We start from the raw sequence: 24,954 nt of genomic DNA on the forward strand, positions 1-24,954 counted from the left end.
GTGCGCCGCTACGATGGAATATGCTTCGTCGAGTTCATCGAGACATGGGGATCAGTTTGAACATGTCTCCGCTGTACGTAGCAGCCACTCAATCTGCCGCCGCGCGGTGGAGATGACCTGACTAAAAATCCGAGCCTCGACATTTGGCTCACGATTGTCCGTCGGAAAATCCGAAGAGCGACTGCCGCCGACGAGCAGAACCTGAATCGGGGAACCCAGATACTTCGCCAGTTCGTGCCGGTAACCAATCGCCTGCACATAATCTTCGTGCTTCAGCGCGTGGCTCGGCCGCTTAAACTCGATCAGCAGGTACTGTCCACCGAGGTTCTCGTTGAGAAGCAGGTCGGGGCGTTTGTCGGCTTTGTCGCCTGTGTAGGTCTTGCCGAGGACATCTTCCACTTGTCGCCGCAACGTACTGTTTGAGCTGAATAGCGAGTATTCGGCGCCAAATACCCACAAGTTTCGCTCCAGTGCCTTGTGCAAGACGGCTTCCGTCGTGGCGGCATCACGGGCAAGGCCGTCCAGTTGATCAAGGAAGACCTGACGAGCCGTCGCTTGCTGTACGAGGAATGCCATCTCCGCCAAGCCAAATTCATCCAGGCGCTCAGCTACCCCTGCGACATCGCCCGGCGTTGCCTCCGCGATATGCTCCAGAAGAATACGGTAGTCGGAACGCTCCATCGCTTCCAACAGCACGTTTACCACCGGTTCGACTTTGCTCTCCGGCTCACCGTAATACTTGTCGAGAATCTTCTTGATCGCACGATCGGCAAATGCACGTTTGTGCTCTGGCAGAGCCGACAAGCGCGTGAGGATCGCTCTCTGCAGGCGAGCCTGCGCCAACTGAATTTCGCGCCGGTACTGCTGCTCATAGGCTTCTCGCAAGATAGGCTGGACGTAGCCTTCAACTTCTTTCAGAAGCTCGCTGTTCTCGACCGCCGCATCCCAGCCCGCCGTGATGTGGTCGCGCAGTCCATCTGCTTCGATCTCGCCGTAGAGCTTTCGCAGCAGCTTGGATGGAAAGTCATCTCGTTGATCCAGGCCGAAGAACCCAGGCCGTCCAACGGCCTTGCCATCCACACGCAAAGTGATACCTGGCTGACGCAACCCGGACTTGCCGTCGCTGATAGAGAAACGCAGCTTTACCTTGCCGGCACTTGGAAGTTCCTCTTCCTGCTCCGAGTAGCTACCGGATACATCATCGACGTCGAGCCGCTTGCCGTCGATCGTGATGGCAAAGTCATCCTGTCGCCCGTAGTCCTGCAAAAGGATCTGGCGCAGCCGATTGGCATCCGGATAAGCCAGGCCCTGATGCAGATCGCTCAGCGTAATGGTCGTGCCATGCAGTTCCGGCCCACAAGGATCGCTCTGCAGGCCAATATTCAACTGTTCAATGTCTTCGACCTGGGATAGATCGTCCAGCCGCAAGGTGATACGGCACAACCGACCACGCGCCCGGGTTTCAAGCGTCATCACCGCTGCGGCCATGAGCCCGGCGAACTTGCCGATGCCCTTACGCCCCTTGACCAAACGGTTCTTTCCGGCCGTACGCTCCCCGCGTCGGGAGCGCCGATCAGATGCGATCGACAGATAGTGGCGGCGCAGCTCTTCCTCGGTCATGCCAGTGCCGTCATCCTGGATGACAAGAGGGTCTCCACTCAGAGGTTTCGGGAGGAGGATCGTTACCTGCTCTGCGTCGGCATCCCATGCGTTGTCCACGAGTTCCTTCAACGCTCGCTCGGACGAGGGATATTCCTGACTCAACAATGTGGCGAGGCGGGAATCTACCTGGAAGCGCAGATGAGCACGACTCATATCGGAATCTCCGTGGGTGAGCGACGGTAGCTGGACTACGCCTTGACCTCGTAGCGTAGGTAATCCGCGAGCCGTTTCGACTCGTTGATATCGTCGTGGGGCACCAGCAGGTACTTCCAGGGTTTGGTGCCTACGCTCGCCGCGTGATCGGACGCGTGCTTGCACCAGCGCATGGCGGCAGTGGCCTTGGCCTGAACCTCCTGGGTGTTGATGTCGGCGCGCGCCTTCGTCTCTACCATGAGGATGGTCGCGTCCGTCTCGGCCACGAAGTCGGGGATGTACTCCGGCTGCTCAGTGCCAAGCTTGTAGTAGATCTGGAACTGCCCCTTCGCAGGCTTGAACCACTTCGTCGCGTCGCGCTCCAGGATGATGGCGAAGCGCCGTTCGGTATCCGAGTCGAACTTCTGCAGCGGGTACAGGCAACGCGCGAAGCCGCCGAATAGCATCTGCTTGATGCGACTGGTCTCAGTCACGGTCTCCCGGAAGTGGTGAGCCGTTTGGCCCGCCGTGGCAGTGTAGTTGCACGGCTTGAGTTCGGTGAAGCCGCGACTGACCTGCACCTCGTACTCCGTCGCCTCTTCCCAGAAGTGGGCCATCATCTGCGCGTGGATTTCCCGCGCGATCAGGCGGCGGTCACGATCGAGGACATTGATGGCTTCATCCTCGGACAGATAGCCGCGCAGGTGCTGCACCATCTGGCCTGCGAGGTCGTAGAGCAGATCGGCGTGGGTGAAGTAGTCGATGTCGTCGAAGTCCACCAGCGCGTGGACGATGTAGTCCTCTGGGCGCTGCTCCTTGAGCCCGACCTCGGCGGCAAGGGTGAACTGCTCGTTGGTGCGCAGCATCTGCCCGACGATCTCGCGCTCACCCGGCTGGAGATGGAGCTGGCTCACATCCAGCTTGAAGGCGTGGAAGCCCGTTGTGACTTCGCCAGTCGGCACCACCGCGATGCGCGGGATGTCGATGGTCTGCTGCACCACGATCTCGGTGGTCTTTGCCACCACGGCGGACAAATCAAGAGCGGAGGCCGATGCATCCACGCCCGCCAGCAATTCGCCTTGCAGGGGCTTCAACCGTTCCGCCACCTCTGCGAGGATTTCCTTCTGCACTTCGGGTTTCAGCAGCGCGCTGCTGGTGGGCACCAGATCGCGCTTGACCTCGTACTTGCCGATGACGTCCATGACCACGCGCGCGGCCTGCTTCTCCGCCTCCGTGGTGAACACCGGTTTGGGCACCGGGACTTCCGCCCCACTGTCGGTGGCTGAAGCCCCTGTGATCACTACCGGTGCTTCCGTCAAACCGAGACGCGCCGCTGCCCCGGACTCGACCTGCACGCTGACCTTCTTGTCGTCGGAGCTCGGCGCGTCGAGGATGACCTGCTTCAGGCGAATCGGCGAGTCGCCGCGGTTGGCCTCGTCAATGATCTCCTGGAACTTGTCGTGCGCGACGATGTTCAAGCGATCCACCGCCGCGACGCCCGTGCGTTTGCCGTAGGGCAGGCGCAGGCCACGTCCGATGGATTGTTCGATCAACGTCCGGGCATTGGCGGCGCGCAGTGGCACGATGGTGTAGAGGTTGGTCACGTCCCAACCTTCTTTGAGCATGTTGACGTGAATCACGATCTCGGTCGGCTCGTCCACGCTCTCCACGGCCAACAGGCGGGTGATCATCTCTTCTTCTTCCGCACCGGTACGGCTGGAATCGACCTGAATCACCTTGCCCTGGTAGCGGCCCTCATAGAAGGCTTCCGACTCCAGAAGCGCCAAGAGTTGCCCCGCGTGCGTGGTATCACGAGCGATGACGAGCATGAAGGGCTTGACCGGCTTGACACCGTTCTCGCGGGCATAGGTGAGCAGCTCGACCTTGGTCGTCTCGTGCAGGCGCACACCGTCTTCCAGTTTCGTCTTCTCGATCTCCTCGGGCGTGTGCGCCTTGGCGTCGAAGTTGCGCTGGGTGACCACGGCAGGCTCTTTGACGAAGCCGTCCTCCATCGCCCGCGCCAGCGGATAGTCCATCACCACGTTCTTGAACTGCACCGGCCCCTTGCTGGATTCGACGAATGGCGTCGCCGTCACCTCCAGGCCAAACAGCGGCCTCAGTTCATTGATGGCACGCACACCCGCGCTGGCGCGGTAGCGATGCGATTCGTCCATCAGTAGCACGAGGTCGGGCAGGGTCGCGAGATGGTTGAAGTAGCTGTCGCCCAGCACTTCCTTCATCCGCTTGATGCGCGGCTCCTTGCCGCCGCGCACCTCGGAGTTGATTTTGGAGATGTTGAAGATGTTGATGCGCACGTCGTGTGCGAAGCCCTGTGGCTGGTCATCCACCGCCGCGCCGGTCTGGTCGTAGTTGTCACCGGTGATGATCAGCGGCGGTTGTTGCGCGAATTCGGCGATGCCCTTGAAAACGTACTTCGGCGTGTTGCGCGTGAAGTCCGTGATGAGCTTGTTGTAGATCGTCAGGTTGGGCGCGAGCACGAAGAAGTTGTTGATGCCGTGGGCCAGATGCAGATAGGCGATGAAGGCTCCCATCAGGCGCGTCTTGCCCACGCCTGTTGCCAGCGCAAAGCACAGTGACGGAAACTCGCGCTCGAAGTCCTCCAGTGTGCTGAACTCAGCCTTCAGCGTGGAAAGAATCGCCGAGACATCGCGCTCGTGGCCCAAGAGTTCGGGCGCGGCATCAAGCATGCGAGCCAGTTTGGTGAGCGATTCCGCCTGGGGCGGACGAAGGGACAGACGACCAGTAACGGCGTGCAGAACGCGGGCGTTCATCATTCGTTCTCCCCAAACAGTCCGCCCTGTCCCGCGTTGGCTAGGGCTGCTTTTCTGCTCTTGGTGTTCTTGGCAATATTGCCCGGGGCTACTGGCTCGGCCCTCTCAACCTCCGCCATCGGCAGGTTGCTCACATTCAGGCTGTAGTCGTCACGGCCCCAGTGGCAGCGGGCCAGCACCATCTTCGGAATCTTCTTCAACGTCAGGTTCGGCCAGCGCTCCGCCGCACTGGCCGCCGTGACACCGTGGAAAGCGGCGCAGCACACCAGCAGGCTTTGCTCCGCGCCGACCTCATCCGACAACACCTGCAACTGCTCCGCAGACAGGTTTTGCGTGGTGACATAGATGAAGTCGCGCTCGCTGGAATGGCCGTGCTGCCACCAGTGTGTTTCCGATGGCGCATAGTTGAAGCCTTCTAGCTTGGCCAGCGCCTCGGCCAGCATTGCGGCATTGAACTCCGGGTTGATGACAGGGTTGCCCCAGCGGTCATTGATGATCAGGCTGGGTGCGAGGCGGTAATAGCGGAAACCACCGCCGCCTTTCCAGCCGACGCTTTCGGAGATGCCGCCCTTGTCTTCTCCGTCGATAACCTTTTTCAGGCGCGGGATGATGTGCGTGTGGCAATGCTCACCCAGCTCGACCATGATCCAGCGACGACCCATCTTGTGCGCGACTGCACCGGTGGTACCTGAACCTGCAAAGGAATCCAGTACGAGATCGCCGGGGCGAGTCGCAAGCGAAAGGACTCGCTCAAGCAGTCGCTCTGGCTTCGGTGTGTCAAACAAATTCTCACCAAACAGCGCACGCATTTCCTTCTTGGACTCGTCGTTGTGTCCAACTTCGTCGTAGGTCCATATCGTTGTGCTGGGGATCGTATCGCTTACCTCTGAAAGGAATCTTTTGTATGCGGGCCTCGCGTTGCCGTCCACACCAAACCAAATTCGGTTGTCGGCAATCAACTCGGCGAACTTTTCCTTTGTGTAACGCCAGCTTGTGCCAGAAGGGGGATAGACTTCCCGACCAGACGGCAACTTTACTGGGAAAATTGCGTAGTCTCGCGCCTCGTTACGTAATACGTCACTTGCCTTCCAAGGGCCTCGCGGATCGTTGTCACGATTCACATACCTACCAGTTTGCTTCTCCGTTTTTGCGAGGCGCCCAAGATTAAATTTGGTCAAGTCCTTGGCTATCACTAAAACAAAATCATGCGAGACAGAAAAATATTTTGAATCAGATTTTGGTGCATACTTTTTCTGCCAAATAACTGTGGAGATGAAATTATTTCGGCCAAATATTTCGTCGCATAAGACTTTGAGGTAGTGCCCTTCATTGTCGTCGATGGTTATCCAGAGTGATCCGTCGTCCGAAAGCAGTTGTTTAATTAGCTCCAATCGATCTCGCATCAATCCCAGCCAGATAGAGTGCTCCAACCCGTCGTCGTAGTGCGTGAACGCGCTCCCCGTATTGTACGGGGGGTCAATAAATACGCACTTGACTTGACCGGAGAACTCCTGCACAAGGGCTTTGAGCGCCAGAAGATTGTCGCCAAATATGAGTCGATTATCGAAAATGTCAGTGTTGGCAAAACGCATCGTTGCATGGTGCGATTTGCTTTGATCCTCAATAAGAATTCGAGGCTCAAGCTTTGGTTTCCGCTCTTTGCCTATCCACGTGAGTTCGAGTTTCTTGTTCATGCTAAACACCTGATCCGTTTCGACCCAAGACGGCATTAAGCATTTCTATGCAATCGTAGGCCCGGCACACCGGATATATTGACCGATATGACGCGCCGTCTTGATCTGTTCTGTTAATCCCCGCGGTTTCCAGAAGTGGTCGAGGTGCTCCGCCGACCACATAAGCGGTAACCGATCCATTATACAGTTGATCTTCGAATACACCGACATTAATGCCGAACTGGTTTTCAATATCGCTTGGGCGAAGATAGTAAATTACTTGAAAGTACCAGTCCCTTGGCGGCTCCGCAGGCTTATTCGCTGAGGTATACCAGCCATAAACCGACAGTTTTTCTACAATTTTCGAGACGGGTGCGAGCCTATAGCAAAAGGAAGATCTAACCTCTATCGTTTTTATCTCTTGGGTTCTGAAATTGATGATCTCCAGATCATACGGGTCGGGGTTCTCAAAGTTGTCGGAACGATGCTTGTCGTACTCGCGGACAGCATACAGATCCGATAATCCCCAGTAGGCTATGCATTGCTCAATCATCGCTAGAACCGCAGAGTCGGCGAGCTTTCCGGCGATTATTCGATTCTTTATGACGTCCGGCGATCTAAGGATTCCGCCGGGATTGTGAGCATTGATGAAATTAACTTTCGCCTCGGCGATGGCCGCCGCATTTCGAATATCATTGACATCAAATGAGGCCTCGATTACAGAGTGATGGGATTTTCCAGGGCATGGCCATTTGGTGGAGGTAATATTCATTTTGAGACCTAAATCTGTGGCGCGCGCTGCGACAAAAAATCGATGACGCGCTTTCGCGGATATCCGTCTGCTGGGGTATTGATATTGCGCAGCGCGGGTAGCGTAGGATCAGCAGTCAGCGCGAAATGAGTCTCCATCAGATCGACCATAAACGAGGCGACGCTGCCCTGATTACGGAAGTAGGCCAGCGGGCCCTCGCCCAGCAAGCGTTGCTGCCCGAGGTCGAAGGTCTGCTGTCGCAGTTGATCGAGTGGCTGACTGATCAAGCCCGGAATCGTTGCTACATCGATTGCTGCAGCCGCACCCATGCGTTGGCGCAGGCGCTTCATCATCACCGCCGTGATGACGTGAATGGCGTGGCGGTATATCAGCTTTTCCTGACTGCGTGCCGCCGCCTTCTGTTCATAGTCCACCACCAGCGTGCGGATGGCTCGGTGGCAGAGCACGGCGTTTACCAGGGACACGCCGGTCAGAGTGACCGGGAACAGTGCTTGGTACTCGGTGGATTCCGGATTGCTCAGTCGCGCCGGTTCGCTCTTTAGCCAGACGGCATAGCGGGGATCATCTTGCCGAGAGGCGAGCACGCGTAGCGCCTCGTCGAGCGAGATGGCCTGGGGGCCGGTCGCCGCCGCTTCCGGGCGGTAGTGGTAGGCGAAGCCGAGATGCGCAATCTCCTGCCGTAGCCGCTCCTGATTTTCGTCCAGCGAGGCGAAGTTCGCCATCTGCACAGGGTTCTGGTGGTTGCGTGCCTTGGTAACGCGCTTGCCGAACTGTCCATCCGCCGGAGCCTTGATCAAGGTGAGCATCACCTTGGCATCGTCGATGTTGCTGCCCGGGTGCTGATTCACGAACTCGGCAGCGGACGCGACCGTCTGAGCACCATTGATGATGGACAGGCCGCGAACCTTGAACTTCCGGAACCCACTGTTTGGGTTCTTCCCCTTCAAATCAATCTCGTCGCAGACCGCCGTCACACCGTTGTTGAGATAGAAGAAGCTGCCCGGATCGTCGCGCAGAGTCGCCTTGATGGCCTTGTTGACGTCGGATCGGCTGCTGCCTAGAAAGTAGCGGATGTTTCTCTCGTATAGCGCTTTGCCCTTGTCTTTGTGCAGCGCGACCAGGTCGGCCAAGCGCGCAATGCCGTAGTAGGTTGTGCGCGGGCTCTCGACCTTTGCGTGCTTCTGCAACGCTATGTCGGTATGAACCGGAGGGTAGGCTTGCTCCGCCAGTAGGTCCCGAGTGATGTCGGCTGCAGCGTAGTAGTCCACCTGCTTGTCGAGCCGCTCCTCGTCAAGGTCATCATCGTCCAGCAGCAATTGCAGCGCATCCATGGCCGACTGCGACACGCCTTCGCCCGTGCAGGACACGACCAGTTTGATGCGGCTGCACGCATCAAGCGCTCCTTCGATTTCGGCCTTGCGGTTCTGGACGTTCCCGTTGAAGCCCATGAAGTCCTGCTTCAACAGCAACCGAATACCGGCGCAAAATGACTGCGCTTCGTCCTGTTTGAACTGCTCGGACTCCTTCAATTTGGCTTGCAGGAGGTAGAGCGTTTCCGTGGGGGCGTAGTAGTGGATTGCATCCAGCCCCTTGTCATTGAAGTCGTCTACCACGGACGCGGCGGCGTCCTTCGGCGTAATGTTGAGTAGCTTGTGTAGCGCGAACGCACTGAAGGCGCGCGAGAGCTGCTTGGTTGCCTGATCCTCCGGCCTGGCCGCGCCCAGCAGGGGCGGAAGGAACGGAACGAAGCGTTCCGCCAGAACCTTCTTCAGGATGGTCATGTACTGAGGTTCGAGCGCCGCCATGTCAATGGTACTTCCCGTATCGGTTCTCGAATGCGGGCTTCGTACCTTCCAGTATGGTCACGACGACTTCGTTCAACCCTGTGTTCTCGATGGCTCCCGATTCATAGCTAATGGTGGAGTCCAACGCTCGGTCGAACCTCGCATGGATGATCTGCTCTGCATCGCAAACAACCGCCAGGTTGGGGTTGTGCGTAACCATGATGATCTGCCTCTGCTTTTTGGCTTCGGAGAGAACGGGAACGAGCAGACGGAACACCGTCTCGTTGTCAAGATTCTCTTCCGGCTGATCGAGAATGATGGGGGTCTTTCCCTTGTCCACCAGCAAGTAGAAGATCAGCAGAAGCGCGCCACGTTGGCCAGGAGACAGTTGCTCGATCTGTGTGTCCTGGAAGAGCAGCGAGTACCGAGGCTCAAGGAAATTCAAGCCAAAGATGAGGTCATAGACTGCCGTGGCAGACTGCCCCTTCTTCAGCAAGCTGAATATTCCGGCATCTGAACCGGATGCCTTCGCAGCGGCCAACACCTTTTCCTGCAAGGAAGCAATGAAGCCTAGAGCCCCGTCCTTGGTGTTCAAGTCATGGCCATCGAACAGTCTTCTGATGGTCGCCAGGGCTTCGTCCTGCCCGCGAAAGTCACCCGAGGTTTGCTTGATCAGCGCAAACAATTGGTCGGCGATAGCATCAGCGGATGCCGCCAGCGTTGCCTGAAACTGCAGCCTGTAGTCCTCGCGTATCAGGACGTTCTTCTGAATCAGGTCCTGCACCGGCTTGAACAATTCCGCGCGCGCACGCCGCTGTGCATCAAGAGTGTCGAAGATTTCCCCGGACAGCTGCAAACGCCTCGCTTCCAAATCCTTGAGCTGCTGCGGAAGTTCCTTGATCTGCTCGATCCTGGTTTCCAATCCGACCTTGGTCTCAGGCTCGGTGATTGAGCCGATGAGTTCGTCGCGCTTTGCGTTCCATTCCGCAAGCTGGCGCTGATAGGCCTCATACTGCTGTTGCGGAGCGTTCAACTTTGCAGTGAGACCTTGCTGAGTTGCGGTGACGGCATTGAGGGCTTCCGCCAGCTTTTCGGCCTCGTTTTTTATCTCGCTTTGCTTCGTTGCCAAATCGGTCGATTTCTGGTCCAGAACGGCGGTCTTGATTTCGATGGCAGCGAGATCGGTCCAGGCGAAGCCGAGAAGTTTGACATCGTCGGAGACGGCCTTTTCGGCCTGATCGAAAGATCGTTGAAGCAACCTCAACTGCTCGCGAATATTCCCTATGGCCTTTTGGCGTTTGGCCAGTTCCGTGGTCTCGCCAGCAATCTCTTGGCTGCGCTTTCTGGCGGCTTCGGCCTGTTGAGTTGCTGCAGCCAAGCCTTCAGCCGCTTGCTTTTGCGCGGGGCTCATTGCTTCGGTCGGCGCCGCGACCTCCGCAGGCTTCAGCTTGTCGTGTTCCTCGATCTGTTTTCCCTTCAGCAAGAGCAGATCGGTGAGTTTCTTCAACTCAATGGGTTGAAGCTGCTCCTCGATGCGAACGATGTCTGCGTTGGTCGATGCCAGCTCCTTACGGTACTCACCCAATCGATTCCTGAGCGATTGCTCCTGTTGTTCGGTCAACTGATCAAAGTCGAGTGCGCCAAGCCGCATTTCTTCACTCGCATGGGAGAAGATCACTGACCTCAGCTCCTTCTCAAATGCGTTCGACTTGCCCGATACGTGCTCATTGCAAAGCTCTTCGAAGTAGCCCTGCGGGATGTAGCGAACAAGCTCCGCCTTCTCCTCTGATGGCGACTCATTCAACGGCCTGGACTCGGTGCTTTCGTCTCGCCAGGTCAGCGTTCCGGTGAAGTGCCGCGCGGGCTCGCCGGTCTTGCCCCAAAAGCGATCCTTCTTCAAAAAGCTGAAGTGCTTGGATTGTTTGGAGTTGCCGAGCGTCGCGATGACATCCGCCAAAGCGCTCTTGCCGCTTCCCTTGTTCCCAATGACGGCGACAAGATCGGGATTCAGCGGGATGTCACAGCCGTGCAGCCACTGCCCGACGCCAGCTTTGTCCACTGTTTTGCTAATCTCGATAGACTCGATGTAAAAAGTCTTGTTGGACTCGACTTCTTGAACCTTGGGCGGCCTGTCACCAATGAAGGAGCGCTTCGCCGGCTCAAGAATGGCTTGCTTGAGGCCATGGAACGTTGGGTCAGCTTTAATCCACGTCCTTTTCCCAGAGGGGAAGTCGCCATAGCCCCGCTTGTTGTTGTCGCCAGGTGTTCCAACGAAGCAGTGGGCGTCGCTTCCTGAGACTGCCAAGCGCGGAATATTATTCAGACCCGCTTGAAAGTTTTTGAACCACTTGGCGTTGCCGGCGGTCTGCTCGCCAACAAATGCGCCGCGCAGATCGGCGTCTCGCGTCTCGAAGATCGGAGAGGTTTGAAAGAGGTTCATGGCATAGGCGTAGTGCTCTTGCCATCCGACCTCTGCCAGTCCGTCATTCGTATCAAATGGCATGAGACCGATCGCGTGCTCATTCGGAACCTTCCGAATCGCTTCCCTGTACGAGTCAGCGTTGATCTCCGCAATCACCACTCCTGCGAGCAGAGCCTTCTCGTCGGAAGCATCGACATCAGATTTTTTGAAGCCGTGATGCTTCAACTTGTCCTCACCGACCTTCCTGGCAAGCTCTCTCAACGCAGGCTCGGAAAGTGGCCTGTCCACTAACTCAATGCGCAAGGCAGATATGAAATCCCTGAGCACCTGTTCATCGACCTCGTTCGAGAACAGTACGTGTGCATTCAGTCGCCCCTTCATTGGAGCAGCAAGCCGAAGTTCGATCCCTGGAAGGACGGTTTTTTTTAGGACGGGGGCATCCTCGTCCTTGAGGCGCTTTCGTAGTGCAAGCCAGCCGTCAAAAGTCCAGTAATCCATGATCGCGAACACAGCAGGTTCTGCCTTGTTCATAGCCTCGATCATTTCATCGACCAGCTTCTTGCTCTTTGCAGAAGAGAGATTGGCATCGAACCTATCTCCCGACCAATGAAACGATGCGGGCGTATGGACATGCAGGTCCCACTGCCTCCAAATTGCACCCCGAGAAATCTCTCTTTTTGTCATCATTTCAGTTCCCACTCGATGGTGAACAGCATGTGCTCCTCCACTTGCTGTTGAAGCTGCAATTCCAACTGGCCGATGAGCCCGTTGCGCTGTGCTTCCACTTCGTCCTGCCGGGAGAACAGATCGCGGCGGAGCTTGCTCCGCTTGCCCTCAAGCTCCCGTTGCTTCTTCTGCCAGGACAGCTTTTCTTCCAACGTCGGCGCGGTGGCGGCAGTGCTGCGCACCTCCTTGATTTGCCGGTCGATCTCTTTGATTTCCTGCTCAAGGCCCAACTTCAGGTCGTCAGCCCACGCATCCAGCTTCTGTACTTCTTGCTCGAAGTAACCGAGATTGCGCTGATTGATCTCGCGCAGCAGCTCGGCCTTGCGGGCTTCGACGTCGGACGCCAGTGCGGAGTCGGCCGCGCTGCTGAGCAGGCTAGGCGGCTGGGCAACGGCGGGCAGGCGCAGTAACTTCCTAGGATCGTCTTCCAGCAGAGTGATGCCATCCGACGTGATGGCCGTTACCAGCAGGTGCTGCTCCTGGTTGCCCAACGCATCGACTTCGATCAGCTTCAGTGTGAGCCATCCCGCTTTGCCGCGATAAGGCTCCAGGGTGCTCACCCTGGTACCGTATGCGTCGTAGTCGAACACGAGCTTCGCAGCTTCAAGCGTACGGGCCTTGGCCTTCTCGGTGACCCATGAGGCCAGCGGGTGATGGATTCGGTACAGGTGTGAGTCGCCGGAGCGACGGGGCAACTCATAACGTCCCAGCTCGATTCCAGCGCGTGCACTGGCATCAATGCCGTCCGGCACACGCTGCAGGAGGAAACCGTGGTCATCGAAGCTGGCAAATTCGCCCAGTTCCGCGGAGCTTAGCTCCATCAGCATCCGCTCGAATCTGCTCCGGGCGCTGTGGCTATCTTCCGCGCGGACCCGGAGCTTGGCTTGCACTTCCTCATCGAAATTCTCCAAGAGGAGTTGACGCGTCTTGACCATGGCGTCGCTGATCTCTCCCGAAAGGTCAAGTCGGAGTTGCTCGAAACTGGACTTAATCTCCTCGGGCTCTCGGCAGTTTTGGTAGATATCAGCGATGCGTCGCTCGAAATCGACACCCGAACCGATAGCGCCCAACACTTCGTCGCTGGCGCCAAACACGCCCTCGAAAAGTTGGAACTTCTGCGCCAGCAATTCGTAGACGCGTTTGTCCGCCTCGTTGCTGAGATCAACGAAGTTCACCACCACCACGTCGTGCTTCTGTCCGTAACGGTGGCAGCGCCCGATGCGCTGCTCAATGCGCTGAGGGTTCCACGGCAGGTCGTAATTGATGACGAGCGAACAGAACTGAAGGTTGATGCCTTCGGCGCCGGCTTCGGTGGCAATCATGACCTTGCCGCGCTCCTTGAAGTGCTCAACCAGTGCCGCACGAGTGTCTGCAGTCTTGGAGCCGGTGATGTGGTCAGTGCCTTCGTGGCGTTTGAGCCAGTCCTTGTAGATCGCCTGCGCACGCTGGTCGCTGTTCGTGCCGTTGAAGAGCACGATGCCGTCGCCGTAGGGCGTGTCAGCCAGCAAGCTGAGGAGGTACTCCTGTGTGCGCTTGGACTCGGTGAAGATGATGGCCTTTCTGGCCGCGCCCAACCGGTCCAGCTCGGCAAAGGCGCGATCCAGCGCAGTGAGCAGCGCCTTGCCTTTGGCGTTGTCGCGGATGCTGGTTGCCAGCGCCTTGAAGTGGCGAAGTTCTTCGATTTCCTGCGCGATGGCATTCCGCTCTGAGCGGCTCGGCGTCGTAGAAGCGGCTTCCTGCTCGCTCCACTCATCAGCGGTTTCGTCCAGCGACTCGTAGTCCTCGTCGAGTTCTTCGGCCAGATCGGGAATCTCGGCAATTTCGTCAAGCACTCCCTGAAGCCGTTTGGCCATCGTCTCCAGAGCGCCTGCGATGGCGTGCGAGCTGGACGCGAGCAACTTCCATAGCACCAGTGAAATCAGCTGGCGCTGACCCTCAGGCATGGCCTTCAGGTTGGGGCGACGCAAGTAATCAGCGACGAGTCTGGATAGTTCCTGCTCTTCGTTTGACGGCGTGAATTCCTGGATGATGGCCTTGCGCGCCGTATACGACACATAGGGCTGAACCTGTTTGCGCAGAGTGCGCTTGCAGATGGGGGCCAGTCGGTCACGCAAGGCGTTGAAGGCCTGTTCCCGGCCAGTAAATTGGGAGCGAAAGCTGTCAAGGTCTCCGAACACGCGATCATCGATGAAGCTGACCAACCCATAGAGTTCGAGCAACGAGTTCTGCAACGGCGTTGCGGTCAGAAGCACCTTGGAGTGAACGTGCGACAACGCCTCCTTGAGTGTTTTGGCAATGACGTTGCTGGTTTTGTAGACGTTGCGCAGGCGATGCGCTTCGTCTAGGACGACCAAGTCCCAGTCAATGCTCTTGACATCGTCAGCCTTGGACTTGGCGAACTGGTAGGAGCAGATGACCGGACCGGAGGCGAACAGGAAAGGGTTCTGTCGATCCTGCTTGCGGATTGCGTTGTAGCTTTTGGCTTCGAGAATCAATCCTTGCAGGCCGAACTTGTCTTGCAGTTCCTGGTGCCACTGCTTGCGCAGGTTGGCCGGGACGATGATGAGAATCTTGCGGCGTCGCTCGGCCCAGCGCTGAGAGATGACCAACCCTGCTTCAATGGTCTTGCCGAGCCCCACTTCGTCAGCGAGGAGCACACCGCGCGAAAGGGGATTGCGGCAGGCGAAGAGGGCGGCATCCACCTGATGTGGATTGAGATCAACCTGCGAGTCGACCAGTGTTGAGGCCAGCGATTCCACGGAATCGCCCGCCGCACGGCGCGTGAGCAGCCACGCAACGTACTGACGTTGATGCGGTGTCAAGAGCTGTGTTGTCGTCAACTGCGGTCTCCCCCTTATGTCTCAGGCGTAGTCGGCTGCTAGCCTTTCCAGACTCAGTCCGTTTCCGGTTTCATCTTGCTAATGCTGCTAGCAATCCAGCGATCCAGCTCGGATCGCCGGAAACGCCACGTCCCTCCCAACTTGAACGCCGGGATCTCTCCCCTTTGAGCCAGGCGATAGACCGTCCGCTTACCGGCTTTTAGGTATGCCGCGACTTCTTCAAGCGTCAGGATTTCGCTTTCGGCGTCAGTCATCTGAAAACCGTCTCGGTTGATCTTTCATAGCCTTCGCTTGCCAAGTTTGCTCAATTCTACCAACGAACCCCGGCCGATGACCAATCATCGGCGGCTGCATCCAGCCCCGAATGAGCAGCTATCGGATGGAATCCGGTCGAACCGCATTTCGCATTCACGGCGGCACCGAAGCCGGCGACGGAACAGCATCTGGCCATCCGCATTCACGGGAATGGCTCGATGGCGCAACCCAACCGTTACACGCTCGCATGGTCGCTGCTGGCCATGTTGCTTGCGGCCGGGCAACCCGCCACCGCGTCAGACGATGCCATCGAACGCGAGCAGCTTGCGGCTTTGGTTCGCCAGATCGATCTGATTGACCGCCAGGCCGAGCACGCCGTCCTTACCGCTCAGCAGCAGCGCGCCCGCTACCACTTCGACCATGCCCGCCTGCGCGAGGATCTTCAGCGCGTCCGGGCGGGCATCCAGGACTACCTGACGCCGCCGCGCGCCCAGCCGCGCGATCCGGTCGAGCTGTCTGGTGACTACCGCCAGTCCAGCCCGCCCTCCGACCAGGAGGCACCCCAATGAACGCCGCCCAGGTCAGCGCCTTCCAGGCCAATGGCGGCTTCGCCCCCGCCGCCGTGGCCACGGTGGTGCTCGGCCTCGTGTTCGCCGTCCTGCTCCTGTGGGGCGTTTGGGCCATGCGTACCGCCTACACCGGGTGGGCCGAGCAGCGCCTGTCCCAGCGTCAGTTCCTGGGTGTCGTCGTGCGCTTCGTTGCGATGTACCTGGTGCTGACCTATTTCCTCTTGTCCTGACCACCACGAAAGGCCCGACCGCCATGAAGACCCATCCGATTCCCCATCGCGTTGCCACCACCATCCTCGCGCCACTGATGCTGCTGGGCTTGCCGCTGATGGCCCGGGCGCAGGGCCTGCCGACCATCGAGGACCCCTCGCGCGGACAGGGCAGCGGCATCATGCAGACGCTGCAGAACTACGGCTATGACATCGTGCTGCTGATCGCGCTCCTCGTGGTCGCCTCGATGTTCGTCGGTGTGTGCTACCACGCCTATACGCGCTACTCGGAAATCCATACCGGTCGCGCCACCTGGGGCCAGTTCGGCCTCACCGTGGCCGTGGGTGCGATCCTGCTGGTGGTCGGTATCTGGCTGCTGACCAAGGCCACTGGCGTGCTCTGAGCGGCGATGGCTGCCTTGAACGATATCGCGCGCGACGGGCTGGTCACCTTCCTGCCGCACAGGCTAAACCGCCAGCCCGTGGTGGTGAGGGGCCTGACCGCCGACGAACTCTGGATCTGCGCCGGTCTGTCCGCGGTGGCGGGGTTCATCGCCGGCGTGCCGCTGGCCTGGGCCACGCACAGCGTCGCCATGGTGCCGACCCTGATCGTGGCCGGCGTGGCGGCTGGCGTGTTCGGTGGTGGCGGCTTCCTGCGCCGGCAGAAGCGCGGCCGCCCGGACACCTGGCTGTACCGGCAACTGCAGTGGCGCCTGGCGCTGCGCCATCCGCTGGCAGCGTCCTGGCTCGGTGGGCACCGTCTCATCACGCGGTCGGGGTACTGGACCACCCGGCGCTCACGCGGAGCAGCCGCCTCATGAGCCGTTTCAGGAACGAAGTCCATCACCTGCAGGCCCATGTGCGCACGCTGCGCCTGGGCGCCGGTGCGTTGTTCGTGGTGGCGCTGCTGCTCGGTTTCGGCTGGTGGAGTGCGCCGAGGCAACTGACGATCCACGTGCCCCCCGATCTGCGCTCGGGCAGCACCCGCGCCTGGTGGGATGTGCCGCCCGAGAATGTCTATGCGTTCGCCTTCTACGTCTGGCAGCAGGTACAACGTTGGCCGACGGATGGCGAACAGGACTACCCGCGCAACCTCCACGCGCTGTCGGCCTATTTCACACCGGCCTGCCAGGCCTTCCTGCGACAGGACTACGAGTACCGGCGCAGCAGTGGCGAACTGCGCCAGCGGGTGCGCGGCATCTACGAGATTCCGGGGCGCGGCTTTGGCGACAACCCCACGATGCGGGTGAAGACGGTTTCCAGCCGCGACTGGATCGTCACGCTCGATGTCAGCGCGGACGAGTACTACGGTGCCGAGCAGGTCAAGCGGGCCCTGGTGCGCTATCCGCTGAAAGTGGTGCGGCTGGACGTCGATCCCCAGCACAACCCCTTCGGCCTTGCGCTGGACTGCTATGACGGCGCGCCGCAGCGGATCGAGGCACCGTCGCCGGCAGTGCCTCCGTCCGGCACGCCCGGCGGCGGCCTTTCGCAGGGAGGCAACCCATGAAACACCACGTCTTCACCATCGTGGCGAGCCTGGCCGTTGGCTTCGGCCTGGTGCCGGACAGCCATGCCATCGAGATCCTGCGCTGGCAGCGGCTGCCGCTGGCCGTCCCGCTGGTCGTCGGCCAGGAGCGCGTGGTCTTCATCGACCGCAACGTGCGTGTCGGCTTGCCCCCGAGTCTGGGCGAGCGGCTGCGCGTGCAGAGCGCGGGCGGCGCCATCTACCTGCGCGCCAGCGAGGCCATCGCGCCGACGCGGCTGCAGTTGCAGGACGTGGAATCCGGCGCCATCGTGCTGGTCGACATCGCAGCCACGGACGCCCGGGAAGGCGAGCCGCCGCTGGAGCCTGTACGCATCGTCCTGCAGGACGCCGCCGAGGATGCCAGCGGTGACACTGCCGCCGGTCCGACCCAAGCAGCGCAACCCGCCAGGCGTCGGCAGACGCCGATAACCGTTGTCCTGACGCGCTACGCGGCGCAGAACCTTTACGCACCGCTGCGCACCGTCGAGCCCGTGGCCGGCATCGGGCGCGTGCCGCTGCGGCGCCCGCTCGCGCTGGACACACTGCTGCCAACGCTGCCGCTCAAGGCGCGGGCGCTGGCGGCCTGGCGACTCGAAGACCAGTGGGTCACCGCGGTCCGCCTGACCAACACCTCGCCGCACCGTATCGATCTCGATCCAAGGGGGCTGCAAGGCGACTTCGTGGCCGCGACCTTCCAGCATCCCGACCTGGGGCCGGCGGGCGCTTCGACCGACACCACGGTGGTCTATCTGGTCACGCGCGGCCGTGGCCTGGCCGAGTCGCTGATGCCGGTGCTCAGCCCCATCGATGCCGGCACGAACCTGCCGCCGGCCGCCGCTGCGGGGAGGACGTCCGATGAGGAGTAATCCCCTGTTGAAGTGGCTGCTGATTCCAATGGCATTGTTGCTGGTGTTCGTCGGTGCCAGGCTGTTTCCGGGCAGCGACGCCGCACCTGGCAAGCCGGATGTCCCCGGACAGCTCACTCCCGAGGAAATGAAGGCGCTCGGCATCGCGGGCGACACCCCGCGCGATACCGTCGCCACCCTGGTCGCGCAGGTCAAGCAGCTCCGCACCGAACTGCAGACCGCGCTGAGCGACAACCGCCAGCACAAGGCCGAGAACGAGCGCCTGCGTACCCGCGAGGGCGCGATCGACCAGCGCATCCAGAACGCCCTCGACAGCGAACGCCGCCGCCTGGAACAGGAGCGCACCCAGGCCGCCAGCGACCGGCAGCAGACGCAAGGGCTGATGCAGGAATTGCAGCGCCGCCTGGACGGGCTGTCCGGCAAGGGCGATGTCGCCGACCTGCCGATCGGCCTTGGACTGGACGGGCATGACGGCGGGCCGCTCAAGGATGGCGGCATGCGCTGGATCGAACCGGATGACGCCCGGCCCGATCCGAAGGGCGGTTCGAGCAGCCTGCGCTTGCCCGCCTTTCCCTCCAGCTTCGGTCCGGCCTCGCCGGAGCTGTCGGCCGCGGCGGAGGCCGTCAGCGACAGGACGGCGCAGGCCGTTGGCGGCACCACCCAGGCGGTCTATACGGTGCCCACCAATGCCACGCTGATGGGCTCGGTCGCCATGACCGCACTGATCGGTCGCATTCCCATCGACGGCACCGTCAACGACCCGTTTCCCTTCAAGGTGCTGATCGGGGCCGACAACCTGGCGGCCAACGGCATCGAGATTCCCGACGTGGCCGGTGCGGTGGTCAGCGGCACGGCCTCGGGCGACTGGACGCTCTCGTGCGTGCGTGGGCAGGTCCGTTCCATTACCTTCGTGTTCAGCGACGGCACCATCCGCACGGTGCCGGAGGACGACGGCAAGCGCAGTCGAAGCCAGAACAGCACCAGCCTGCTGGATGGCCTGGGCTGGATCAGCGATCCCTACGGCATCCCGTGCGTCTCGGGCGAGCGCCGCAGCAATGCCCAGCAGTACCTGGGATCGCAGGCGTTGATCACCGCGGCCGGCGCGGGCGCCGCCTCGCTCATCCAGTCCGACAACGGCAGCGTGGCCGTGGTCGCCAACAACAACGGTTCGCTGGGCACGGTCGGCATTTCGGGCAACGAGGCCATGGGCCGCATCCTGGCCGGTGGCGTGCGCGACATGGCCGACTGGGTCAACAAGCTCTACGGCCAGGCCTTCGCGGCGGTCTACGTGCAGCCCGGCGCCAGGGTGGCCGTGCACCTGGAGCAGCCGATCGCCATCGACCACGACGCCAAGGGGCGCCGGGTGAATCACCTCATGGGAGAAGTGCATGCGTCGGACCTGGATTGACCGCCCCCTTGTCCTGCTCGCCGCCGCCGTTCTCGCGGGTTGTGCCACCAGCTCGGAAAAGCTGCTGCCCCGGGGCGAGCACACCATGCTGGACATCTGGCAGCACGAGACTGGCGGCTACAGCGGCGGCCAGGCCGGCCGCCTGCTGCTCGACGCACGCCAGGACCTGCGCCGCCCGCTGGCCGACGCTGACACCCTCGCGGCGCCCGCCCGGAACGCGGCCTACACCCGCACGGCAGCGAACGAGATCCAGCGACAGTTCCATCGACTGCCGAACCCCGATCTGGTGATGTACGTCTTTCCGCACCTAGCCGGCACCGACCCGGTACCGGTGCCCGGCTACAGCACCGTCTTCCCGCTCTACCAGCGCGTGCAGTACGCGATGCCGGGCGAACGGCTGGAGGACTACTGATGGGCTGGCGACTGCCGTGGCCGCGTCGTCCGGCCCCCAGGCCAGTCCAGGCCGACATCGAGCCGGACGCCTGGACGCGGCATGTTGCCAGCCTCGCCGCGCACGGCATCGAGGCACCTGGCGCCGCCCTTGAGCGGCATCATCGGCGACCCGCAACGCAGGCCGACCACGCGGCGCTCTACGACGTGGCACCGTCCTTCGCCGACCTGCTGCCCTGGGTCGAGTACCTGCCGGCCACGAAGTGCATGCTGCTCGAAGATGGCCAATCGGTGGCGGCGTTCTTCGAGTTACAGCCGATCGGTACCGAAGGGCGCGAGACCGCCTGGCTGTGGCAGGCCCGCGATGCCTTGGAAAATGCGCTGCAGGACTCCTTCGACGAACTGGACGAGAACCCGTGGGTGGTGCAGCTCTACGCGCAGGACGAAGCCGATTGGGACCACTACCTGCGCACGCTGGGGGCGTACCTGCATCCACGCGCGCAGGGCAGCGCGTTCAGCGAGTTCTATCTGCGCTTCTTCGGGCACCACCTGCGCGCGATCGCGAAGCCGGGCGGCCTGTTCGAGGACACCACGGTCACACGCCTGCCGTGGCGCGGCCAGACCCGGCGCGTGCGCATGGTGGTTTATCGGCGCACCCCGGACGCAGCATCGGCCCGGCGCGGGCAATCGCCCGAGCAGGCCCTGGCGACGATTTGCGACCGCCTGGTCGGCGGCCTGGCGAATGCCGGCGTCAAGGCCCGGCGCCTTGGCGCGGCGGACATTCACGACTGGCTGCTGCGCTGGTTCAACCCGGATCCCGGCGCGCTGGGCAGCACGGCCGAAGACCGGGAACGCTTCTACGCGCTCGCCCGCTATCCGGAGGAACGGGAAGAAGGTGAGATCGAACTGGCCAGCGGCGACTTCGCGCAACGTCTGTTCTTCGGCCAGCCGCGCTCGGATGTCGCCCGCGGCCTGTGGTTCTTCGACGGCATGCCGCACCGGGCCATCGTCATGGACCGTCTACGCTCGCCGCCCGCGACCGGACACGTGACCGGCGAGACGCGCAAGGGCGGCGATGCGATGAACGCGCTGTTCGACCAGATGCCCGAGGACACGGTGATGTGCCTGACCCTGGTCGCCACGCCGCAGGACGTGCTGGAGGCGCACCTCAACCACCTGGCCCGCAAGGCGGTCGGCGAAACGCTCGCCAGCGAACAGGCGCGCCAGGACGTGCAGCAGGCCCGCGGCCTCATCGGCAGTGCGCACAAGCTGTACCGGGGCACGCTGGCGTTCTACCTGCGCGGCCGCGACATGGCGCAGCTCGACGCCCGCGGCCTGCAACTGGTCAATGTCATGCTCAATGCAGGCCTGCAGCCGGTGCGCGAAGAGGACGAGGTGGCCCCGCTCAACACCTACCTGCGCTGGCTGCCCTGCCTGTTCGACCCGGCGGCGGACAAGCGGCAGTGGTACACGCAACTGATGTTCGCGCAGCACGCGGCCAATCTGGCGCCGGTGTGGGGGCGCAGCCAGGGCACCGGCCATCCGGGCATCACCTTCTTCAACCGGGGCGGCGGGACGATCACCTTCGATCCATTGAACCGGCTCGACCGGCAGATGAACGCCCACCTGTTCCTCTTCGGCCCGACCGGCTCCGGCAAGAGCGCCACGCTGAACAACATCCTCAACCAGGTCACGGCGATCTACCGGCCCAGGTTGTTCATCGTCGAGGCCGGCAACAGCTTTGGCCTGTTCGGTGACTTCGCCGCTCGGCTGGGCCTGAGCGTGCATCGCGTGAAGCTGGCACCCGGCGCGGGCGTGAGCCTGGCGCCATTCGCCGATGCCTGGCGCCTGGTCGATACACCGGGCCAGGTGCAGACGCTGGATGCCGACGCTCTGGACGAGGACGGCGACACCCATCCGGCCGACGACGGGGATGACCAGCGCGACGTGCTCGGCGAACTCGAAATCACCGCCCGGCTGATGATCACCGGCGGCGAGGACAAGGAGGAAGCGCGCATGACGCGCGCCGACCGCAGCCTGATTCGCCAGTGCATCCTGGACGCCGCCCAGCGCTGCGTAGCACAGGCGCGCACGGTGCTGACCCGCGACGTGCGCGACGCGCTGCGCGAACGCGCCCGGGACGCCAACCTGCCGGATGCCCGGCGCGCGCGGCTGCTGGAGATGGCCGATGCGATGGACATGCTCTGCCAGGGCGCAGACGGCGAGATGTTCGACCGTCCGGGCACGCCCTGGCCCGAGGCGGACATCACCATCGTGGATCTGGCCACCTTCGCGCGCGAGGGCTACAACGCGCAGCTCTCCATTGCCTACATCTCGCTGATCAACACGGTGAACAACATCGCCGAGCGCGATCAGTTCCTGGGCCGGCCGATCATCAACGTCACCGACGAAGGCCACATCATCACCAAGAACCCGCTGCTCGCGCCCTACGTGGTCAAGATCACCAAGATGTGGCGCAAGCTCGGTGCGTGGTACTGGCTGGCGACGCAGAACATCGACGACCTGCCCAAGGCCGCCGAGCCCATGCTCAACATGATCGAGTGGTGGATCTGCCTGTCGATGCCGCCCGACGAGGTGGAGAAGATCGCCCGGTTCCGCGAACTTTCACCCGCACAGAAGGCGCTGATGCTGTCCGCGCGCAAGGAGGCGGGCAAGTTCAGCGAGGGCGTCATCCTGTCCAAGTCGATGGAAGTGCTGTTCCGCGCCGTGCCGCCCAGCCTCTATCTGGCCCTTGCGCAGACCGAACCGGAAGAGAAGGCCGAACGCTACCAGCTCATGCGCCAGTACGGCATCGGCGAACTGGATGCCGCCTTCAAGGTGGCCGAAAAGATCGACCAGGCGCGTGGCATCGCATCGCCGCCGCTGTCCCTGCCAAAATGACCGGAGCGCGTCATGCCCTCGAAGCAAACCACCTTGCCAAGCCGGTCCCAGGTCCTTCGCATGCGCGCCGGGCGCCTCCCACGACTGTCCTGGGTGGTCGCTGGCATCCTTGTAGCCGGCCTGCTGGGCTGGCTCCTGTACCGCACGCCCGGTGCGCCGACACCGCGCACGGGGGCTGAGGTCGCGCAGGCGCATCCGGTCGGCCCACCTTGGCGCCACGGCCCAGCCGATGCGCGCTTCACGCTGACGCTATACGCCGACTTGGAGTGTCCGTTCTGCAAGGCCTACTACCCGACCCTGGTGGCCTGGATCGATGCCTATCCCGAGGCCAGCCTGCGGTGGCATCACCTGCCGCTGGCGATGCACGATCCCGAGGCGAGTCGGCTGGCCCGCGTGGCCGAGTGCGCAGGCGAAGCGCAAGGCCACGAGGCCTTCTTCGATGCCATCGCCTGGCTCTACCAGAACACCCGCGGCGATGGCCAGGGGCTGCCCACCGATCAGGCCTGGCCAGGTCTGACGACCCCCATGCGGACCTGCCTGGACAGCGACCGCCCCGCAGCCATCGTTCGCGCGCAGGCCGACGAGGCCCTGCGCAGCGGCATCAACGCCACGCCCACCGTGCGGCTTGACGACGGTCTGACCGGGAAATCGCTGCTGCTGCACGGTCCGGTCGAGGGCGATGCGCTGCTGTCGGCGCTCGATCTGGTTGCATCGCCGGACAGGCCGGACGCTCGTTCAGTGGGGGCCGCCGACGCCGCCGGCACGGTGGTCCGTGGTCGCCGTCATGGCCTCGCCGAGACCCAGTAGTCGCGGAGGGCGTGCACGCTGTCCGATGGCGAAGGCATGTAGCCGCTCAGGTTGATGAGCCCGACGTTCATGCCGCGTTCGTCGGAGGTGCCCCTGAGCATCAGCCGTTGGAAGCGACTGGTGTCCAGGCCATATCGATGCGGATCATCGACTTTCAGCGCAAGTAGGTGCAGGTGCGAGTTCCAGATTCGGAACTTCGCATGTTCGATGGCCCGTATCGCCTGCCAGGGAACGAAGACCCGCTGGGGGCCTTCGCGCGTGAGGCCGAGGGCATCGGCCACGAGGTCGGCGGGTGGGTCGAGGCGACGCAAGCGCCGCACGAGTGTTCGCACGATCGCCCGTGTGAGCGCCACGGCCAGGATGACGCCGCCCAGCGCAAGGGCGAGCACGACAGGGTCCGTCTCGCGGATGTCCCTGACGAGGGGCGGCAGCACGACGACCAACAGAGGGAACACGATCCCCATGCCCATGACCAGCACTTCCCACCACGCGGCGCGCGCGATGGGAATGCGCAGCGTCGCCGGGAAGCGAGGCAAGGGCATGTGCCTGCTTCGCCAGCGCAGGCGGCGTCCATGCTGTCGGGCCAAGACAATGAGTCCCATGACGAAGGTGACGAGGAAGACCGTGGCAGCCAGTCTGGCGGGGCCAGGCTCCGCGCGCAGGGATGACAGCAACGCAAGCACCAGCATCAGGCCCGACACCAAGAGCACCGGCTCCACCACGAAGACGTAGATTCCTCTCCACCAACCGCTTCCTGCCCACTGCTCGCTCATGGCCCTCCGTCCTGATACCGCTTCGATACCGCTCCCATCCTGGTCATCCAGTCGCTGCGGTCGAAATACACCTCGTTGCGGCGAATCTTGCCCGCGTGGTCCAGTTGCACCAGGCATACGCCGACCACGGTCAGCACCTCGCCGCCAACCGGGATGTCCGCGCGCCATTTGTTGAGAAAGCCATCCTGCATGGGGATGCCCTCGACCTGCGTCCACACCCACGCCGGATTGCGTGCCAACAGGCGCTCGAAATAGCCCAGCAACGCGGGCTTTCCCCGCAGCCCTTGGGGTACGGCAGGGTCGAGATAGAAGGCATCCTCCGAATAGAAGGCAGCCAGTCGCTGGGGATCGTTGCCGGTCCAGGCGGGCAGCCACGCCAGCGCAAAGCGCCGCGCCTGCTCCGCATCGAGGGCGTTCATCGTGATGTACCGGGCCGACCCGGAACGCG

The 24,954-nt window shown here is 61.8% G+C and carries 20 protein-coding genes; 10 read left to right on the forward strand and 10 right to left on the reverse strand.

Annotated features, from left to right (window positions below; translation table 11 throughout):
* Window positions 1-51: 51 nt before the first annotated feature.
* The 8 genes from N879_RS11315 to mads1 are packed head-to-tail and all read right to left on the reverse strand — an operon-like array spanning window position 52 to window position 15,057.
* Window positions 52-1,815, reverse strand: a complete 1,764-nt coding sequence (locus N879_RS11315) for an ATP-binding protein (protein WP_031232734.1) — start codon at window positions 1,813-1,815, stop codon at window positions 52-54.
* 35 nt (window positions 1,816-1,850) lie between these two features.
* Window positions 1,851-4,586, reverse strand: a complete 2,736-nt coding sequence (locus N879_RS11320) for a DEAD/DEAH box helicase (RefSeq protein WP_031232735.1) — start codon at window positions 4,584-4,586, stop codon at window positions 1,851-1,853.
* Complete coding sequence (locus tag N879_RS11325) at window positions 4,586-6,280, reverse strand: site-specific DNA-methyltransferase (protein WP_031232736.1); 1,695 nt, start codon at window positions 6,278-6,280, stop codon at window positions 4,586-4,588. Before N879_RS11325 ends, N879_RS11320 begins: the two co-directional genes overlap by 1 nt.
* Window position 6,281: 1 nt before the next feature.
* Window positions 6,282-7,031 carry a hypothetical protein gene (locus tag N879_RS11330; RefSeq protein WP_009463796.1) on the reverse strand — a complete coding sequence of 250 codons (750 nt, stop codon included), beginning with the start codon at window positions 7,029-7,031 and terminating at the stop codon, window positions 6,282-6,284.
* Window positions 7,032-7,039: 8 nt separating this feature from the next.
* Complete coding sequence (locus tag N879_RS11335) at window positions 7,040-8,836, reverse strand: AIPR family protein (protein ID WP_009463795.1); 1,797 nt, start codon at window positions 8,834-8,836, stop codon at window positions 7,040-7,042.
* A gap of 1 nt (window position 8,837) precedes the next feature.
* Window positions 8,838-11,924 carry a TrlF family AAA-like ATPase gene (locus N879_RS11340; protein WP_021446995.1) on the reverse strand — a complete coding sequence of 1,029 codons (3,087 nt, stop codon included), beginning with the start codon at window positions 11,922-11,924 and terminating at the stop codon, window positions 8,838-8,840.
* Window positions 11,921-14,803: an SNF2-related protein gene (locus N879_RS11345; RefSeq protein WP_031232738.1), complete on the reverse strand. Its 2,883-nt coding sequence runs from the start codon at window positions 14,801-14,803 to the stop codon at window positions 11,921-11,923. The genes N879_RS11340 and N879_RS11345 overlap by 4 nt, the downstream gene beginning before the upstream one ends.
* Window positions 14,804-14,856: 53 nt before the next feature.
* Complete coding sequence (mads1, locus tag N879_RS11350) at window positions 14,857-15,057, reverse strand: methylation-associated defense system helix-turn-helix domain-containing protein MAD1 (protein ID WP_009463360.1); 201 nt, start codon at window positions 15,055-15,057, stop codon at window positions 14,857-14,859.
* Between the two features lie 219 nt (window positions 15,058-15,276).
* Between mads1 and N879_RS11355 the strand changes: the two genes are divergently transcribed.
* The 10 genes from N879_RS11355 (at window position 15,277) to N879_RS11400 (ending at window position 23,733) form a co-directional block, all read left to right on the forward strand.
* Window positions 15,277-15,627, forward strand: coding sequence for an integrative conjugative element protein, RAQPRD family (locus N879_RS11355; RefSeq protein ID WP_021446996.1), 351 nt, complete (start codon window positions 15,277-15,279; stop codon window positions 15,625-15,627).
* Window positions 15,624-15,857 (forward strand): TIGR03758 family integrating conjugative element protein, encoded by a 234-nt coding sequence (locus tag N879_RS11360; RefSeq protein ID WP_009463356.1) that lies wholly within the window; start codon window positions 15,624-15,626, stop codon window positions 15,855-15,857. Before N879_RS11355 ends, N879_RS11360 begins: the two co-directional genes overlap by 4 nt.
* A 77-nt stretch (window positions 15,858-15,934) precedes the next feature.
* The gene (locus N879_RS11365; protein WP_432676097.1) at window positions 15,935-16,240 is read left to right on the forward strand and encodes a TIGR03745 family integrating conjugative element membrane protein; all 306 of its coding nucleotides are present in this window, start codon (window positions 15,935-15,937) and stop codon (window positions 16,238-16,240) included.
* A 6-nt stretch (window positions 16,241-16,246) separates the two neighbouring features.
* Window positions 16,247-16,657 (forward strand): TIGR03750 family conjugal transfer protein, encoded by a 411-nt coding sequence (locus N879_RS11370; protein ID WP_009463352.1) that lies wholly within the window; start codon window positions 16,247-16,249, stop codon window positions 16,655-16,657.
* Window positions 16,654-17,343 carry a PFL_4703 family integrating conjugative element protein gene (locus N879_RS11375; RefSeq protein WP_009463350.1) on the forward strand — a complete coding sequence of 230 codons (690 nt, stop codon included), beginning with the start codon at window positions 16,654-16,656 and terminating at the stop codon, window positions 17,341-17,343. The genes N879_RS11370 and N879_RS11375 overlap by 4 nt, the downstream gene beginning before the upstream one ends.
* The gene (locus N879_RS11380) at window positions 17,340-18,227 is read left to right on the forward strand and encodes a TIGR03749 family integrating conjugative element protein (protein WP_009463348.1); all 888 of its coding nucleotides are present in this window, start codon (window positions 17,340-17,342) and stop codon (window positions 18,225-18,227) included. Before N879_RS11375 ends, N879_RS11380 begins: the two co-directional genes overlap by 4 nt.
* A complete protein-coding gene (locus N879_RS11385; RefSeq protein ID WP_009463346.1) occupies window positions 18,217-19,635 on the forward strand; it encodes a TIGR03752 family integrating conjugative element protein in 1,419 nt (472 codons plus the stop codon). The genes N879_RS11380 and N879_RS11385 overlap by 11 nt, the downstream gene beginning before the upstream one ends.
* Window positions 19,616-20,047 (forward strand): TIGR03751 family conjugal transfer lipoprotein, encoded by a 432-nt coding sequence (locus N879_RS11390; RefSeq protein ID WP_009463344.1) that lies wholly within the window; start codon window positions 19,616-19,618, stop codon window positions 20,045-20,047. Before N879_RS11385 ends, N879_RS11390 begins: the two co-directional genes overlap by 20 nt.
* Entirely contained in the window at window positions 20,047-22,926 is a 2,880-nt protein-coding gene (locus N879_RS11395; protein ID WP_009463342.1) for a conjugative transfer ATPase, read from the forward strand. The genes N879_RS11390 and N879_RS11395 overlap by 1 nt, the downstream gene beginning before the upstream one ends.
* A 12-nt stretch (window positions 22,927-22,938) precedes the next feature.
* Window positions 22,939-23,733 carry a DsbA family protein gene (locus N879_RS11400; protein ID WP_009463340.1) on the forward strand — a complete coding sequence of 265 codons (795 nt, stop codon included), beginning with the start codon at window positions 22,939-22,941 and terminating at the stop codon, window positions 23,731-23,733.
* On the opposite strand, the gene N879_RS11405 is transcribed toward N879_RS11400, so the two are convergent.
* The gene (locus N879_RS11405; RefSeq protein WP_009463338.1) at window positions 23,709-24,506 is read right to left on the reverse strand and encodes a hypothetical protein; all 798 of its coding nucleotides are present in this window, start codon (window positions 24,504-24,506) and stop codon (window positions 23,709-23,711) included. The genes N879_RS11400 and N879_RS11405 overlap by 25 nt on opposite strands.
* Window positions 24,503-24,925 (reverse strand): nuclear transport factor 2 family protein, encoded by a 423-nt coding sequence (locus N879_RS11410; RefSeq protein WP_009463335.1) that lies wholly within the window; start codon window positions 24,923-24,925, stop codon window positions 24,503-24,505. The genes N879_RS11405 and N879_RS11410 overlap by 4 nt, the downstream gene beginning before the upstream one ends.
* Window positions 24,926-24,954 lie beyond the last annotated feature (29 nt).

The sequence above is a fragment of the Alcaligenes sp. EGD-AK7 genome (genome assembly GCF_000465875.3).
Lineage (GTDB): Bacteria > Pseudomonadota > Gammaproteobacteria > Burkholderiales > Burkholderiaceae_B > Alcaligenes > Alcaligenes phenolicus.

What these genes read in the sequence shown, in the direction of transcription:
- N879_RS11315 (WP_031232734.1), bottom strand. Translation starts at nt 1,815, where the DNA reads ATGAGTCGTGCTCATCTGCGCTTCCAGGTAGATTCCCGCCTCGCCACA.
- N879_RS11320 (WP_031232735.1), bottom strand. Translation starts at nt 4,586, where the DNA reads ATGAACGCCCGCGTTCTGCACGCCGTTACTGGTCGTCTGTCCCTTCGT.
- N879_RS11325 (WP_031232736.1), bottom strand. Translation starts at nt 6,280, where the DNA reads ATGAACAAGAAACTCGAACTCACGTGGATAGGCAAAGAGCGGAAACCA.
- N879_RS11330 (WP_009463796.1), bottom strand. Translation starts at nt 7,031, where the DNA reads ATGAATATTACCTCCACCAAATGGCCATGCCCTGGAAAATCCCATCAC.
- N879_RS11335 (WP_009463795.1), bottom strand. Translation starts at nt 8,836, where the DNA reads ATGGCGGCGCTCGAACCTCAGTACATGACCATCCTGAAGAAGGTTCTG.
- N879_RS11340 (WP_021446995.1), bottom strand. Translation starts at nt 11,924, where the DNA reads ATGATGACAAAAAGAGAGATTTCTCGGGGTGCAATTTGGAGGCAGTGG.
- mads1 (WP_009463360.1), bottom strand. Translation starts at nt 15,057, where the DNA reads ATGACTGACGCCGAAAGCGAAATCCTGACGCTTGAAGAAGTCGCGGCA.
- N879_RS11355 (WP_021446996.1), top strand. Translation starts at nt 15,277, where the DNA reads ATGGCGCAACCCAACCGTTACACGCTCGCATGGTCGCTGCTGGCCATG.
- N879_RS11360 (WP_009463356.1), top strand. Translation starts at nt 15,624, where the DNA reads ATGAACGCCGCCCAGGTCAGCGCCTTCCAGGCCAATGGCGGCTTCGCC.
- N879_RS11365 (WP_432676097.1), top strand. Translation starts at nt 15,935, where the DNA reads ATGCTGCTGGGCTTGCCGCTGATGGCCCGGGCGCAGGGCCTGCCGACC.
- N879_RS11370 (WP_009463352.1), top strand. Translation starts at nt 16,247, where the DNA reads ATGGCTGCCTTGAACGATATCGCGCGCGACGGGCTGGTCACCTTCCTG.
- N879_RS11375 (WP_009463350.1), top strand. Translation starts at nt 16,654, where the DNA reads ATGAGCCGTTTCAGGAACGAAGTCCATCACCTGCAGGCCCATGTGCGC.
- N879_RS11380 (WP_009463348.1), top strand. Translation starts at nt 17,340, where the DNA reads ATGAAACACCACGTCTTCACCATCGTGGCGAGCCTGGCCGTTGGCTTC.
- N879_RS11385 (WP_009463346.1), top strand. Translation starts at nt 18,217, where the DNA reads ATGAGGAGTAATCCCCTGTTGAAGTGGCTGCTGATTCCAATGGCATTG.
- N879_RS11390 (WP_009463344.1), top strand. Translation starts at nt 19,616, where the DNA reads ATGCGTCGGACCTGGATTGACCGCCCCCTTGTCCTGCTCGCCGCCGCC.
- N879_RS11395 (WP_009463342.1), top strand. Translation starts at nt 20,047, where the DNA reads ATGGGCTGGCGACTGCCGTGGCCGCGTCGTCCGGCCCCCAGGCCAGTC.
- N879_RS11400 (WP_009463340.1), top strand. Translation starts at nt 22,939, where the DNA reads ATGCCCTCGAAGCAAACCACCTTGCCAAGCCGGTCCCAGGTCCTTCGC.
- N879_RS11405 (WP_009463338.1), bottom strand. Translation starts at nt 24,506, where the DNA reads ATGAGCGAGCAGTGGGCAGGAAGCGGTTGGTGGAGAGGAATCTACGTC.
- N879_RS11410 (WP_009463335.1), bottom strand. Translation starts at nt 24,925, where the DNA reads ATGAACGCCCTCGATGCGGAGCAGGCGCGGCGCTTTGCGCTGGCGTGG.